Here is a 14,955-nt window from a genome sequence, read left to right on the forward strand (position 1 = left end):
TCAGCGGTAGGGGTCAATGAATTTCATAATACAAGTATGTATTAAGAGACTTTAACGCTTGAGTGTACAACAGATATTGACACCAGTGCCATTATTGCAAAATGGCGTTAATTTCCTGATGGTTTGCCAATGATTTCGGTGTTATCGAGTTCCGAGAAATTCGATAAAAAATTGAGCGTAATAGCCAGTGATTCCAGGATTTCAATGGGGATATCTTCCTGATTTTCCAGCGCCAGTAATATTTCTGCTAATACTTTATTTTGCAGAGTATTGGATTTGAAATAATCTGAGTTTGCGTGTTGTTCTAATTCGCTTGTTTCGTCTTTTTGGCTGACAATTTTAAACGTGTCATTCTCTTGATAGAACAGCGCAATCAGCAAATCGCTCGGTGTTATTGTGTTCATATGTGCAAATCTATTAAATTGATTTCAACAGCTTTTTTCATTGTTTTGGGAAGTCTTTCAAAAAAAGACAGTGTGATTTTTATGCCCTGGTTTTTGTGTTGTTCAGTTAGTCGATGAGAGTATTGTTTTAATTTATTTAAGGTGTCTGCGTGCTGGCAAAAAATCGATGTTCTATTGATTAGTCGATTCGCTGGTTCCCTTTGGAACTCAAGAGTAAAGTAGACTTGAATGTTGTTTTTTAGTGTTGTCGATAAATTGATGTTCCATTTGGTGGTTTGTTCTTGGTCGGTATGTTGGTTTTTGTCGCTGTTATTTCTCGTCAGCTTTTTTATAAATTCAATGTGAGTGTTTGTTGTTTGGTTGAGAACCGTTGTTGGAATGTCGACGTCAAACGAATATGTGTCGCTGTTGCGATTTTTCTCAATATTTTCCCATTGCTTAGTGTGAATGGAAAATAAGTACTGCAACAATAAGGTAGTTAACTGATTTCTTAATGCGGGTGATTCAGTTGAAGGAAGTGTTAATAACGAAGTAATTGATGAGCTTTGCGTGTGTTGTTGAATGTGCGCTAGTAATTTTTTAGCGATTGCTTCTGCACTTTTGGTCGTGCTTGCGCTGTTATGAACATCAATCAGCGCTGACGATAAAAGATTCTTTAAACTAGCTGTACGTTGTTGGTTGCTCGACATCGATTCGTGTAAATAACCAAAGTTTTTTATCAGGCTTGGAAGGTTAGAAGAACTGAACGTGTTGTTGTTTCGTAAAAAAGATTGAATATTTTCCAGCGTTTGTTCTGATAATAGCTGGCGTGTTGACTGCGTTTTTGTCAGCAACTGTAACGTTTGAAAAACTTCGTGCGCTTTGAATTTTTCAGAATAGGGCTTCGAAAACTGCAATTGATTTTTAACAATTTGATTAATTAACGTATCTTTTGCCAGTAAATAAGTCGAATTATTTAACGTTGCTTGCTTTTGAGATAGATGTTGTAAGGGTAAAAGTTGCCCTAATTGAAATTCATGCGTTGTCGTTAGAAAAAGTGGGGATGATTTTGAGGTTGATGTCAGGTTTTGGGTATTTGCTTTCGCGAGCGTGAGAATGTAGTTCACCGGACTATTTGATTTTCTTTGATGACCAAGTAATTGGTCGTCAATAAGTCGGGCAGCGTTATTTATTGATTGTGCTGATTGAGAATTTATTGATCGAACGTTGATGACCTTGTACCACGTGGTGTTTTGAGAGGAGATAGTCGTGTTGGTCTGAACAGCGTTAGCATTTTTGTTAACTTCACCCGTGTTGGGTGGTGACCGATGGCTGTTGAGAATCTGTGTTGGATGATTGGATTTAGGAATATCCATTGGGTGGTCGAATGTTGTGAGTTTTGCACCGCGCTGTTTGTCTATTGTTAATGATAGATCATTTTTTGATATTCAATTTTCTTTATCAGAATTACCAAAATCTGAGCAAACTTACCTCAGTGGTATTGAGTAAAAAATGTGGTTTAGTAATTGATCTAAATCAGATGCTTGCGGTGTAGAGTTTCGTATAGACGATCCTAATATTGCCGATTATAAAGATATTCAAATCGACTAATGGATTAATATAAGGTACTTTACGCCGCCTTTATTGGTTCCTTAGTCGTGTTTTATTGCGTGTACCTTAAAAAATCTCTGCAAGGCGGTATAATCGCGCACTCTCACGGTAAATGATGTTTTTGTTTGTTTGTTCCAAATGGGGCTAGTGAAAAACCTTGTTAGATTTAAGCTTGGAATTGCGTGACTTATCTTGTGAACGAGATGATCGGGTATTATTCGCTGGTCTTTGTGCGCAGTTTAACAGCGGTGATGTTGTTCAAATTGAAGGCCCTAACGGCAGCGGCAAAACCACATTACTGAAGGTTTTGACGACCATATCAAACGACTACCGTGGCGAAATCTACTGGGACCGAAAGCCATTCTCCCAATCAAAGTTCGAATTCTTATCTCAATTGCTGTTTCTCGGCCACTTACCCGGCATAAAGAAAGCACTTTCCCCTGTTGAAAACTTGCTCTGGTACCAACGAATTTCTGGTGAGGTATCGAAAGATCGAATTTTCTCAGCGCTCACCCAGGTTGGCTTAGCGGGTTACGAAGACGTGCCGTGTTATCAATTATCGGCAGGCCAGCACCGACGTGTCGCCTTGTCTCGACTTTATCTCGATCCGTCACCGGTTTGGATATTGGATGAGCCTTTTACAGCAATCGATAAAAAAGGGGTTGCAGCACTTGAGCGCTTGATCGCCGAGCGGGCTGAAAAGGGAGGATTGGTCATTTTAACCACGCATCAAGATATCAATTCACCCTCGTTAAAGAAAGTGAATTTGCAAGACTTTAATACTGTTGAGGCGCAATCATGAGTTCAAAGCCTCAATCGGTTGGCGAAACCCGTGCCGAATCACCGCAAGCGCAGAGTTTGAGTAACGTTGGCTTATTTTCTGGATTTGTCGCCGTTTTCAAACGCGATTTAACTTTGGCCTACAGAAACCAGGGCGAATTGTTCAACCCTCTGACGTTTTTCTTGATTGTTATAACGATGGTGCCATTGGGTATAACACCCGACCCAGAAGTTTTGGCAGAATTGGCCCCCGGAATGATTTGGGTAGTTGCGTTATTGGCAACTCTATTGTCTTTAGATGGTCTATTTAGGTCAGATTTTGAAGACGGTTCATTAGAACAGTTGTTAATCAGTCCGAGCCCCTTGTATTTGTTGGTGTTGGGCAAGGTCGCGGTGCATTGGCTTGTCACGGGTTTACCGCTGACGTTGTTGGCGCCACTGCTTGGGGTGATGTTGTTTTTACCGGATTCTGGCTACGGCCCATTGGTTTTATCGTTATTTCTTGGCACCGCGTCTTTGAGCTTAATTGGCTCCATTGGTGCGGCACTGACGGTAGGTTTGAGAAAAGGCGGGCTGTTGTTGTCTTTAATCATTATGCCGCTGTATTCACCCATACTTATTTTTGGGGCAAGCTCTGTAGCCAGCGCCATTGATGGTTTTGGTTATACCAGTCAAATCGCTGTGCTGGGTGCTTTTTTGTCAATTGCTTTGATTTGCGCGCCGTTTGCTGCCGCTGGTGCATTGCGCGTTAGCGTCAATGGTTAATCGCTAGGATTAAACCATCGTGTCGCATGGTCGATTATCTCTAGATCGACGTATATTTTAGGAGAATTATGCATGGCCTGGACGTGGTTCCATCAATTCGGTTCACCGCGATGGTTTTACGAAAAAACCACGGCGTGGATGCCTTGGCTGTTTGCGCTTTCAATTATATTGCTCATTGTGGGAAGTGCCTGGGGGTTGGGTTTTGCGCCCTCTGATTCCAAACAAGGCAACAGCTACCGAATTATTTTCATTCATGTTCCGGCCGCGTTTTTAGCTCTTGCGGGCTATTACATCATGGCGATCAGCGGTGCCATAGGCATGATTTGGAAGACGAAAGTCTCATACTTAGTCATGCGCTCGGCCGCGCCTATCGGTGCTGTGCTAACGTTTGTTTCATTATTTACCGGCGCCGTTTGGGGGAAGCCGACCTGGGGTACTTGGTGGGTTTGGGATGCACGCATTACCTCGATGTTGATTCTTTTCTTTCTTTATTTGGGTGTTATGGCTTTGCAAAACGCCTTTAATCACGAAGAGTCAGCTAATAAAGCCAGTGCGATATTGGCGTTAGTTGGAACGGTCAATATCCCTATCATTTATAAGTCGGTTGATTGGTGGTACACGCTTCATCAGCCTGCAACAATCAAATTTACAGAAGACAGTACGATCGATCCGTCCATGAAATACCCGTTATTGTTGATGGTTGTCGCGTTCTACGTGCTCTATGCAACGGTTTTGATGATGAGAACTCGTACCGAAATTATTGCCCGTGAACGGAAATCAAAGTGGGTAAAAGAGATGGCGACGGCGAGTTAGTTAAGCGCTCATCCGTTGTGCTAATTGTGTTTTAAAATTTACATGCAGTGAGTCTATTTGATGCAATTTCAGTTTGAATCATTGGCTGATTTTTTTACCATGAGTGGACACGGTCCGTATGTGTGGGCGTGTTACTTTGTAACATTATTAGCTATTGCTTATTTATTAATATCTCCTATTACCGCAAAACGTAAATTGATCAACGATATTAAAAAACAACAAAGAATCGTAGACGCTCAAAATCAAGATTTGAGTGATCAATCGAAAAGTTGGTAGCCGTCAATAAGGTTTAGTTATCATGCACCCCGCTAGAAAGCAGCGTTTGTACATTGTTTTATTCATTGTCGCTTTTGCCTCAATTGCCATTGGTTTAATTGTTTTTGCATTGCGGCAGAATTTAGACCTCTTTTATCCGCCTTCCAAAATCGCCGCGGGCGAAGCGCCGTTAGAAACGCACATTCGCGCCGGTGGCTGTGTGTTGCCGGGCTCAGTTGTTCGTTCAACAACAAATCTTGATGTCGAATTTGAAATCACAGACGGCCCAGCAAAAGTGAAGGTCTATTACAGCGGAATCTTGCCTGATTTGTTCGAAGAGGGCGAGGCCGCCGTTGTCAGCGGTAAGCTCAACCCTGAAGGCCACTTTATGGCCACCCAAGTTCTCGCAAAGCACGATGAAAACTACACGCCGCCTGAGGTTGCCGATCTTGCAGGCGAAGGCGCGGATCATCAAAAAACGTGCGAGGTGATTTCGTATGATTCCTGAGTTGGGTCATTTCAGCTTAATCCTGGCACTTTTTCTGTGTGTTTTGTTGTCCATTGTTCCGTTAGTGGGTTCGTACACCAATCAAACGGTGCTGATGAAGTCGTCCACTTCATTAGCCAGTGGATTTTTCGTCTTCACAACCTTGGCTTACATCTGTTTAACCATTGCCTTTGCGCAAGATGATTTTTCGGTTAAATACGTAGCGTCTCATTCCAACACCTTGCTGCCCATCTATTACAAGCTGTCTGCGGTTTGGGGTGGTCACGAAGGCTCACTGCTGCTTTGGGCGTGGATGCTTGCCGGTTGGACTTTTGCGATCACGCTATTCAGTCGTCATTTGCCATTAGAAATGTTCGCGCGGGTTCTATCCGTAATGGGTATGGTCGCAGTGGGCTTTTTGTTATTTACCTTACTCACTTCAAATCCGTTTGATCGCTTACTGCCTGATCAACCAAGAGAAGGCTCCGATCTAAACCCCTTACTTCAAGACCCAGGCTTTATTTTCCACCCGCCAATGTTGTACATGGGTTATGTCGGTTTCTCGGTAGCGTTTGCGTTTGCGATTGCCGCGTTGATGGGTGGTCGTCTTGACAGTGCTTGGGCGCGTTGGTCTCGTCCTTGGACGACCGTTGCTTGGGTTTCCCTAACCCTAGGTCTAGCTCTTGGCAGTTGGTGGGCGTACTACGAACTCGGCTGGGGCGGCTGGTGGTTTTGGGACCCGGTAGAAAATGCTGCCTTTATGCCCTGGTTGGTTGGTACTGCGTTGATTCACTCTTTGGCGGTAACCGAGAAACGAGGTGTGTTTAAAAGCTGGACAATATTGTTGGCAATCCTGGCGTTTTCGCTCAGCTTGTTAGGAACGTTTTTGGTTCGCTCCGGGGTGATTACCTCGGTACACGCGTTTGCTACCGATCCGGCTCGTGGTGTCTTTATTCTCGGCTTCTTGCTGTTTGTTATTGGTGGCTCACTCACCTTGTACGCCTTTAAAGCCCCGCAGGTTAAAAGCGTAAGCCGTTTCTCCTGGTTATCCCGTGAGTCATTACTGCTCGGAAATAACGTTGTGTTCGTCATTATCACGGCGACTGTATTGTTGGGAACCTTGTACCCAGTGTTTGCCGATATGCTTGGCTGGGGGCGCGTGTCTGTTGGGCCTCCGTTCTTTAACTTCTTCTTTGTACCGTTGATGTTTATTGTGTGTGTGCTGCTTGGCATTGGGCCGATGGTCGCATGGAAAAAGTCACCGCTTAAAAACATCGGTGGGTTGTTGTTGAAGCCCCTGACCATCAGCATTGTTATTGGATTGGTGTTTCCGTTTTTGTACGCAGATGAGTACTCCATTTCGGCGGCGATCAGTGTCATGATTGGCATGTGGGTGGCAACAACGACGTTGGCAGAAGTCATTCACAAAACCCGAAACGCGCCGAGCTTTATGGCGGGACTCAAAAAGCTAACGGCCAGTTTTTACGGCATGGTGCTCGCGCACATAGGCGTGGCGATTACCGTGTTAGGTGTTGCTCTGAACACTATTTACAGTGATCAGAAAGATTTGCGACTGGCGCCGGGCAGTGTCGTGACAGTTGGTGGTTACGAGTACTTATTTTACGGCGTTAAAGAAGTAAAAGGCCCGAACTATATCGCTCAAGAAGGCCGAGTAGAGGTCACCAAAGACGGACGCTTAATTGCCGAACTTAAGCCGCAAAAACGCAATTATTTGTCTGGCGGGAATTCCATGACCGAAGCCTCGATCAAAAGTAGTTTTCTCCGCGATATCTACATTTCCCTTGGCGAGCCTTTGCAAGAAGGTGCCTGGGCGGTACGAGTGTATTTCAAACCATTCGTGGTTTGGATTTGGCTCGGCGCTATCTTTATGTCGATAGGCGGAATCTTAGCCATTTCTGATAAGCGTTATCGAGCACACGTAAAACGTAAACAAGAAAAATTGGCTGCCACCCAAAATTTGGCGGGTGCTAGTTAAGAGTTAATTGAACCCATTGATACTGTAGGTTAGTAAATCTTTATGAGTAGATGGAAACTGTTTATACCATTGGCAGTATTTCTTGCGCTTTCGGTTCTGTTTTATCGCGGTTTGTTTTTAGATCCGACGGAATTGCCGAGTGCGCTAATCGATAAACCTGTGCCAGAGTTTGAGCTGGCCTCTCTCGGGCAGCCGGGTCAGACGATCGAAAATGAAGATTTACTGGGTAAGCCTTACTTGCTCAATGTTTGGGCCACGTGGTGTGTGTCTTGTCGATACGAACATCCCTACTTGATCCAACTGGCCGAGCAGGGCGTGAATATTTATGGCATTAACTACAAAGACGATACCGATGAGGCTGTGCGGTGGTTGGAGCGGTTAGGTGATCCCTACCAGATGAACATCGTTGATCAGGACGGTCGATTGGGTGTTGATTTGGGGGTGTTTGGTGCTCCTGAAACTTACGTAGTCGATAGCCAAGGTGTGATTCGTTACAAGCATGTGGGTGTTGTTAATCAAGAAGTATGGCAATCAACAATGGCACCGATTTATTCTCAATTGTAGTTCTGGCCAATTCTAGTTCTGCTCAAGGGTAATTTAGTACGCAATACAACGCTAAGTTGTGCGATTCAAACAGCAACTTAGCGTTTTCAATCTAAACCTCTCCCAATACGATCAATTATCCTCGGCTAATTATTTTGGCTGGAATTCCCGCAACCGTTAGGTCAGATTCGACCGGTTTTGTAACAACCGCATTCGCACCTACTTGAACATTATCGCCAATGGTTAAGGGCCCCAATACTTTTGCGCCTGCGCCGAGATCCACGTGATAGCCTAAATCCACTTTCCCCGCTAAAGTCACTTGCTGAAAAATAAGGCAATTCGGCCCAATGGTAGAATCTGGGTGAATGACGATGCCGTGTGGATGAGGTAATAATAAACCGCCGCCAATTTGGCAATTAAGATCAATCTCTGCGCCACAGACAACACTCCAGAATCGATGCCTAATTACGCATGTTTTCATGAGAATTTTGCTGAGCACGCCGCCCTTATTTTTCAAAGATTGATAATTGCGAATGGACTTTAATAGTTTTCGGCTTGGGTCCCAAAAACGACGAGGTTTTTCTCGGTCCCACATTGGCGTTTGCCAATCAACAGGTTGCCTAACTCTATCATCCATTAGAAGTGTTACCTCATATAAGCTACATCATATATTAGATATTAAATTCGCTAGCAAAAATAGCAAATAAAAACTGACAAAAATTAGGTGTACAACTCAAATTTGAACATTCTGTTATCGTAATATTAGTATGAGTTTTTGTTCAAAAAGATTTTCAATTCTCTTTTTAATTATACAGCTTATTTACAAACCTATTTTAAAGACAAAGAATTGATTGTGACTTCTGTTTAGGTGCTTAAGTACCCAGGTGTTTAAGTGTTTAGGTACATAGCTGTTTAGATGCTTAGAAAGCTAAATGAACAATTTGCCAGAGAAGTTTATTTGAGAGGGTCGCCTGAAAAGATTGCTGGCAATAACCGTAGGGATTGAATAAAAACAAAGGTGGAGTATTTGTCAAAGATGAATTTAAATACACTTAATCCATTCACCTAATACGCACGAAATAAAATCACTCGCTTAAAGGAAAAATGTGTTGCACGTCCTTGTGCTGAAAAATCTGTGTGTTGAAAAATAGTACTCGTTGTAGAGTATTTATCAGTGACTTGTAAACTCGATTTGCTTTAACGCAATATCAAAGTTTTGGAACGTCATTAATGCTGATTCGATTAATACATTGCTAGGGTGTGAATCAATGTTGATTGAATTTATAGCGTTTAATAAAGATTGCCATTGGTATTCATTGGTTGTAATCGAAAAAAATCCAACAGGCAAATCAGCGTTCATTCTTTTAATGGAATTAGACATCACGGTCGCGCCGGCTTTCGATCCGTGAAATACATACAGCGCGCCGAGTAACGAAAATTCGTCTTGTATCCATGATGTGTTAAAAACGGGTAATTCTTGAGTGTTAATATCGAGCAGCGTTAAATCGTCGGTTAATCGTACGCACTCATGCTCCAGAGAAAAGCTTGGCCACAGGTTGAGTTCCTTTCGTATTCCTTCAATAGACGATACAGCACTAAAGTAACAACTCAGCACTTTAGCGTAAGCATCGTGAGAAATTTCCCTAGAAAACAAGCGTCTCAATGCTGGATTTACGTGCAGTGAGTTATGGGCATGGTTGGTTTTGTCTATTAAATAATTATGCATAATCAATTACAGACTCACTATCAACCAACCTTGGGGAACGTTAATACAATTCGAGTGCCGTCTTGGTAATCGTTGTCGACGTGAATGGTACCGTTGTGCAGTTGAACGATTTGTCGACAAATGGTTAGTCCGAGGCCGGATCCCTCAATATTTTTACTTCTTGAGGCTCGTCTAAACGGTTCGAATATTTCAGATTTATCGGATAACTTAATGCCCATTCCGTTATCTGTGACAAATAGGGTGATATCGTCATTTTCCGTTTGTGAAGAGACAATGACATGCAGTTCAGAATCGGGTTTTTTGAACTTGATTGAATTGCTGAAAAGGTTCTGAAAAAGCGTCACTAGTAAATCATAGTTTCCACGCAAGTCATTCGGTAAGTCTTGTTCGGCAATAAGATTGCATTCCTCTTTAGGGCCTAAAATTCCCCAAGCGTCATCCAAAACACTGTTGAGATCGATCGGTAAAAAATTAATTTGCTGTTGTTCAATAACCAAAAAATCCAGCATAGCGTCAATAGACTTACTCAACCGATTAGCCGACTTCAACGCTTCGTTGCCCATTTTTTCTATGGTTTTATTATTGATTTTTTTGTTTTCTTCACCAATGGTATCGGCGGCAATTCTGATGTATCTCAGTGGTCCTTTAATATCGTGCGCTGCGGCGTAAGAGAAAGTTTTCATGTTTTTATTGTGCTGAATTAGCTCAATTTGGCTAGAGACAATATTAAACATGCGCAGCAGAATTTCTTTTGCTGCGTGAGTATCCGTTGTTGTCCAGTCATCGGATAAATCCTTGTGCACCGACACCCATTTTGAAAACGAATTCCGAGGCATTAACGTATCGGAACCGTCCGGTTGTTTTTCCAGTTGTTTCTGAGTGGGGTCACCTGCCCAATGCTCGGTTTTTGCAATTGGAGGTCTTATCCAAATTAGGTGACAAATCTGATTAAGGTGAATTTGCTCGTAAAGAATGCCGCAACAATTATCAATGTAATCCAACGCGCGCGGCCAATGTTGGTGGAGAGCGTTGGTTGAAAACGACTCATTTTTACTGGCGTATTGTTGCCGTAACCAGGTTACCAACTCTTCAACAAAATCTTCGTCGGGTGTTTCGCCATCGTAATAAGTTTTCATTCCGTATTGGAACACAATGCCTGTACTGTTCAAAAACTCTCTTAATTCAGGCAACACTTGATGAATGGAGTTTTCAAAATCGTCGCCCGAAATAATGCTGTTATTAATACCTTCTTCGATTAAGCGAATATTGTTGATGGTAATAGCACTTTTTTTGGCGTCGATTTGGCGCAGTTTCGACATCAATGTAATCGCCAATTGATTCACAATTCCCCAGGTGTCGAACGGTATCGATTTTTCTTCGTCATGGTGACAAGCAATACAACCCCAGAGGTTGTCGTCATACATTAATGATGTCGTAAAAGAAGACTTGACCCCAAAATTGCGAAGATAGGCAAGGTGCATATTCGAGACGCCTCTGAGCAGAGAGAACGTCAAATCCAGAGCGTGTTCAGACTCATTACCGACCGCAACAATATTTGAAATACTGTCTTTCTCAACACTGGTTATTGCTCTAAAAGGCAATAAAGACATCATTACCCTAGCTTGTCTGGGAATATCAGACGCGGGAAACAGCAATCCTATAAAGGAAGCCATGTGATCAGCGCAAGATTCAGCAACCACTTTTCCGGACCAGTCGGGTTGAAACTGGTAGATCTTAATTCGACTGAATTGCGTAATGGTTCGTATTGCCTTCGCCGCCGAATCCATCGCCTCCTGAAAGGTATCACTTGCCATGATTTTACTGGTGGCGTTATTGAGAACGGTTAAGTTGTCGCGGATGTCACGGGTTTCGATATCTACCTGAGGGATAAACTCCAAAAATCCCAGCGATTGCTGTTCGTGATAAATGCACTGGAACGGGTTGTTCTCGATGCTGATGTCCGCAACGATGGAGTGCACGCCTTGAGATTTTCCAACATGGGGATTCAGTACTTCGTTGATAACCGGTAAAACGTCTTCAAGGGTTTGATTGGATTGCGTTGTGTTTAGGTTGATTAATTTATCAATATTATCCGACGCTGCTACGATTTGGCGTGAATCAATATCGATTGCCAATAAAACGCCGTAGGACTGAATGGTGTTGATGCAATGAATAGGTTCTTTTTCGCAGTTATCGAGCGTGACTTTTTGCTGGTTGTAAAAAAATTCGTCAAGTGAATTTAAGTGGTCGAGGTCTGTTTGATCAGATTTTCTGTTACTGGAGAAAAACTGAATCGGGGCGTTGTGTTTTTCTTCCAAAATTTTTTCCTTTATATAAGTTGTAAGAATAGAAATCGGCGGGAATTATAGAATTAGGTCAAGATTTTGACATCATACTCAAAGTCAATCGTTATGCATACCTAAGTTTGCCACCTTGTGTTTGTCTAAGAATTTACAAAAAACAGTACCGAGGAATTGCCGACTCAATTCAGAAGAATTAACAGCGGTAATTTGTTGTTAAATTGTTAATTTTTCAATTTTTTCCTAATAATTGAGGTTGCTAATTCGAAACCAGAATGTCTATTTGATTTTTATATTCATATCGTTACTGAATGGAATTGGATGAATCTTTTTATTTGTAAATTTATTTCATCATAGACTGACGCTTTTTTGACGAACTAGGGTGTGTTTACTATAAAAAAAATATACTTTATTGGGATAGGTGCGCACAGTGCATTATGAGGGAGAATTACTGACCCAAGCGTCTCAGATTGGAGGACTCAGTTTCCTTGACAGTCTGGATACAGATTCAGTGCTGCTGAGTTGTTTGGATCAACTGATGAACTTTTATCGGTCGGATTACGGCTTCATTTATATTGATACCAACGTCCGCACGAAAAACCTTACACCGGACGTTCCTCAAACTTGGGAGCTGGTTGCTTCTTGTATTATTGATAAAGACCGGCTTCGAATTGTTAAGAGTAGCGTCAGCAGTGCTGGGGTTTCACCTTCGCTTCTTTCTTATTTGAATAATAAAGATTTCTTTTATTCTAATTCTGAAATTCCGGTAAAAATACCTGAGCCAGAAAAAACGGTGAATTCTCTGGCGTGCTTCCCCTTGAAGATTTCCGACGTTGTTTGCGCCGTTTTTTGTTTATGCAATACCGCAACGGAGTTAAAAGAAGAGCAGTTGGTCAGTTTGAGGCCGTTTTTATCGTCTGCCGCGTTGATCTTGCAAACTGAAAAACAAACGAGCCTATCGAATATTTATCCCGCTGTGTTCGATGACCGCCAGTATTGCAGTTTGCTGGCGATTTTAAATAACTTGTTTAATGGTGTTGTTTTCGTTAATGACGACTGTGAAATAACATTTTGTAATAACAGTGCTCTTAGATTGTTGGCGTTATCTCATTCAGAAGCGATTGGCAAACCAATCAAAAATTTTATAACGTCTGATTCGAGTTTAATTCAAGCGTTGGTTGCCAATAATCGGCGGGCAGACGATACCTTTTTTAACTCGGATTCTTGCGCAAAACGTTCGCACTTTCCCGGTGTGCTTATTTCATCGTTTAAGGGTGATAAATCCGTTGTTAACGTTAATCTAATTCGTTGCGTGGTTTCTGAAAGAGTCGTGCGAGGCATTGTCTTTAGCGATTCTGTTGACGATAAAATTATATCCAACGACTACCACTCTATCGTACAGCGATACCAAGTCATTACTAACTATGCACCCGTCGGTTTAATTCAGCTCAACAAAGATTGGGAATGCATTTATGTCAATGACGCCTGGTGCGAATACTGTCATTTAACACCGGATGAATGTTACGGGCTGGGTTGGATCAATGGCATCAACAGTGATGATTTAGAAGGCACCTTAAATTCCATTCGCGTCGATTTAAGTTCCAAAGGTCGATACAGCAACAAGTTACGTTTAAAAACCCCGTTGGGTCGCATTACTTGGGTTACTTTAGATGCTCGCAGCTTATTTTATGAAGATGGCAGCATCAACGGTGTTGTGATTAGCGTTCAGGATATTACCGATTACCTGAAAAAAGAACGTGAATTAAAAGACATTGCTGAAACCGATCAGTTAACCGGGTTGGTTAATCGAAGTTTTTTCAACGATCGTCTCGAAGTTGCTATTAATGGCATCAAGCGCTTTGGTGCCATTGCCTTGCTATTTATTGATTTGGACAAATTCAAACAAATTAACGACACATTAGGCCACGAGTTTGGCGATGAACTGCTAAAGCAAGTGGGTGAACGGTTAAGAAGTTGTTTGCGGCGGGTGGATACCATTGCTCGTATTGGTGGCGATGAATTTACCGTTCTTATGACGAACATCAGCAATGTGCAATCCATCACAACCGCCACAGAAAAGTTAATTGATTCGTTCAGCGAGCCTTTCATTTTAGGGCAGCAGTCTGTTTATGTGACGTGCAGTATTGGTATCACCGTAGGTGAAGACGACCACACTCGATCAAAGTCGTTACTGCGTCAAGCCGACGCTGCTTTGTACAAAGCAAAAGAGGCGGGCAGAAATCAATACAAGTTCTACACGCCTGAATTGGATAAAAGTGTCAATCTGCTAATCGATTTAAGAAAAAGTTTGCGCGAATCCCCTAACGACGATTTTCGCGTGGTTTATCAACCGCAAGTTCATTCGGTTACTGGAAATATTGTGGGCATAGAAGCACTGTCGCGATGGTCTTCGCCTTTGGGGGAAGACATTCATCCAGATATGTTTATTCGTATGATCGAAGATTCTGGCTTAATCAACGAATTTTCTGAGTGGTTGTTTGAAAAGGTTTTTAAAGACGTTCATCAATTAAGAGAGCAATTTACTGAAGCGTCGGATATAAAAATATCGGTTAACTTATCAGTTAAACAGTTTAGAAACCGAGATCTGGTAAAATACCTCGGAAAATTGTGCGTTGAATACGCAATTTCTCCGGCGTGTTTTGTCCTGGAAGTTACCGAGACGGCATTTATTGATGATCCGAAACTGGCAAATTTAACATTGGCGCAATTAAAAGAATTGGGCTTTTCTATTGCTTTGGATGATTTTGGCACCGGTTATTCGTCCTTGTCTCATTTACGGTCCATGCCCATTAAAATTGTCAAAATAGACAAAACCTTTGTTAATGATGTAATTCATGATCCAGAGGATGCAAAAATCGTGTCGTCGATTATTTCTCTGGTTCATACGTTAGAGATGGATGTGATTGCTGAGGGGGTAGAAAATATTGAGATTAAATCTTGGATGGAGGCAAACAACTGCTTTGTTCAACAAGGATTTTATTATTACGAACCTATGCCCTTAGAAGATATTTGTCATTTATTAAAAAATCGATCGTAACCGCTTGATTGTTGACAAAAGATTAATAGCCTATTCATTAAATAAGCGTAATTTTCGGATTAAACGTACGTGTTTTATCCCAATGAATAACTTACAATCAACACAATCTTTTTTGGTAACTGATTTTAAACAATCAGTACTCAATCATTTTTATTTATTTTTTAGTATTTGTTGTCATTATAGAATCTTTAAATAACAAACCGTTATTGATGATTCATTCGGTGCTAAAAATGAGTGA

Annotated in this window: 13 protein-coding genes; 8 read left to right on the plus strand and 5 right to left on the minus strand. The window is 41.9% G+C overall.

What is annotated here, in order from left to right:
• Positions 1-107: 107 nt before the first annotated feature.
• Together LU361_RS16725 and LU361_RS16730 are read right to left on the minus strand one after the other, a co-directional pair.
• Positions 108-404 (minus strand): hypothetical protein, encoded by a 297-nt coding sequence (locus LU361_RS16725; RefSeq protein ID WP_233090066.1) that lies wholly within the window; start codon positions 402-404, stop codon positions 108-110.
• Positions 401-1,759, minus strand: coding sequence for a hypothetical protein (locus LU361_RS16730; protein WP_233090067.1), 1,359 nt, complete (start codon positions 1,757-1,759; stop codon positions 401-403). Before LU361_RS16730 ends, LU361_RS16725 begins: the two co-directional genes overlap by 4 nt.
• A 392-nt stretch (positions 1,760-2,151) precedes the next feature.
• Between LU361_RS16730 and ccmA the strand changes: the two genes are divergently transcribed.
• The 7 genes from ccmA to LU361_RS16765 all read left to right on the plus strand — a co-directional run bounded on the left by ccmA (position 2,152) and on the right by LU361_RS16765 (position 7,654).
• A complete protein-coding gene (ccmA, locus tag LU361_RS16735) occupies positions 2,152-2,796 on the plus strand; it encodes a cytochrome c biogenesis heme-transporting ATPase CcmA (RefSeq protein WP_233090068.1) in 645 nt (214 codons plus the stop codon).
• Positions 2,793-3,539, plus strand: a complete 747-nt coding sequence (gene ccmB, locus LU361_RS16740) for a heme exporter protein CcmB (RefSeq protein ID WP_233090070.1) — start codon at positions 2,793-2,795, stop codon at positions 3,537-3,539. The genes ccmA and ccmB overlap by 4 nt, the downstream gene beginning before the upstream one ends.
• 72 nt (positions 3,540-3,611) lie before the next feature.
• Positions 3,612-4,352: a heme ABC transporter permease gene (locus tag LU361_RS16745; protein ID WP_233090072.1), complete on the plus strand. Its 741-nt coding sequence runs from the start codon at positions 3,612-3,614 to the stop codon at positions 4,350-4,352.
• A 99-nt stretch (positions 4,353-4,451) separates the two neighbouring features.
• A complete protein-coding gene (gene ccmD, locus LU361_RS16750; protein WP_233090670.1) occupies positions 4,452-4,628 on the plus strand; it encodes a heme exporter protein CcmD in 177 nt (58 codons plus the stop codon).
• 22 nt (positions 4,629-4,650) lie between these two features.
• Positions 4,651-5,115, plus strand: coding sequence for a cytochrome c maturation protein CcmE (gene ccmE / locus LU361_RS16755; RefSeq protein ID WP_233090074.1), 465 nt, complete (start codon positions 4,651-4,653; stop codon positions 5,113-5,115).
• Positions 5,105-7,090, plus strand: a complete 1,986-nt coding sequence (locus LU361_RS16760) for a heme lyase CcmF/NrfE family subunit (RefSeq protein WP_233090076.1) — start codon at positions 5,105-5,107, stop codon at positions 7,088-7,090. Before ccmE ends, LU361_RS16760 begins: the two co-directional genes overlap by 11 nt.
• 42 nt (positions 7,091-7,132) lie before the next feature.
• Positions 7,133-7,654: a DsbE family thiol:disulfide interchange protein gene (locus tag LU361_RS16765; protein WP_233090078.1), complete on the plus strand. Its 522-nt coding sequence runs from the start codon at positions 7,133-7,135 to the stop codon at positions 7,652-7,654.
• A 115-nt stretch (positions 7,655-7,769) separates the two neighbouring features.
• On the opposite strand, the gene LU361_RS16770 is transcribed toward LU361_RS16765, so the two are convergent.
• The 3 genes from LU361_RS16770 to LU361_RS16780 form a co-directional block, all read right to left on the minus strand.
• A complete protein-coding gene (locus LU361_RS16770; RefSeq protein ID WP_233090080.1) occupies positions 7,770-8,270 on the minus strand; it encodes a serine O-acetyltransferase in 501 nt (166 codons plus the stop codon).
• 534 nt (positions 8,271-8,804) lie between these two features.
• On the minus strand, positions 8,805-9,359 hold the full coding sequence (locus LU361_RS16775; protein ID WP_233090081.1) for a heme oxygenase-like domain-containing protein: 555 nt from the start codon (positions 9,357-9,359) through the stop codon (positions 8,805-8,807).
• 20 nt (positions 9,360-9,379) lie between these two features.
• Positions 9,380-11,677 carry an ATP-binding protein gene (locus LU361_RS16780; protein ID WP_233090082.1) on the minus strand — a complete coding sequence of 766 codons (2,298 nt, stop codon included), beginning with the start codon at positions 11,675-11,677 and terminating at the stop codon, positions 9,380-9,382.
• A gap of 412 nt (positions 11,678-12,089) precedes the next feature.
• Between LU361_RS16780 and LU361_RS16785 the strand changes: the two genes are divergently transcribed.
• Positions 12,090-14,717, plus strand: a complete 2,628-nt coding sequence (locus LU361_RS16785; protein ID WP_233090084.1) for a sensor domain-containing protein — start codon at positions 12,090-12,092, stop codon at positions 14,715-14,717.
• Positions 14,718-14,955: the final 238 nt, after the last annotated feature.

Source organism: Sessilibacter corallicola (assembly GCF_021290925.1).
GTDB lineage: Bacteria > Pseudomonadota > Gammaproteobacteria > Pseudomonadales > Cellvibrionaceae > Sessilibacter > Sessilibacter corallicola.

Excerpts from the sequence above, each read along its gene's own strand:
- LU361_RS16730 (WP_233090067.1), bottom strand. The coding sequence starts at position 1,759 with ATGGATATTCCTAAATCCAATCATCCAACACAGATTCTCAACAGCCAT.
- ccmB (WP_233090070.1), top strand. The coding sequence starts at position 2,793 with ATGAGTTCAAAGCCTCAATCGGTTGGCGAAACCCGTGCCGAATCACCG.
- LU361_RS16765 (WP_233090078.1), top strand. The coding sequence starts at position 7,133 with ATGAGTAGATGGAAACTGTTTATACCATTGGCAGTATTTCTTGCGCTT.
- LU361_RS16760 (WP_233090076.1), top strand. The coding sequence starts at position 5,105 with ATGATTCCTGAGTTGGGTCATTTCAGCTTAATCCTGGCACTTTTTCTG.
- LU361_RS16770 (WP_233090080.1), bottom strand. The coding sequence starts at position 8,270 with ATGGATGATAGAGTTAGGCAACCTGTTGATTGGCAAACGCCAATGTGG.
- LU361_RS16725 (WP_233090066.1), bottom strand. The coding sequence starts at position 404 with ATGAACACAATAACACCGAGCGATTTGCTGATTGCGCTGTTCTATCAA.
- LU361_RS16745 (WP_233090072.1), top strand. The coding sequence starts at position 3,612 with ATGGCCTGGACGTGGTTCCATCAATTCGGTTCACCGCGATGGTTTTAC.
- ccmE (WP_233090074.1), top strand. The coding sequence starts at position 4,651 with ATGCACCCCGCTAGAAAGCAGCGTTTGTACATTGTTTTATTCATTGTC.
- ccmD (WP_233090670.1), top strand. The coding sequence starts at position 4,452 with ATGAGTGGACACGGTCCGTATGTGTGGGCGTGTTACTTTGTAACATTA.
- LU361_RS16775 (WP_233090081.1), bottom strand. The coding sequence starts at position 9,359 with ATGCATAATTATTTAATAGACAAAACCAACCATGCCCATAACTCACTG.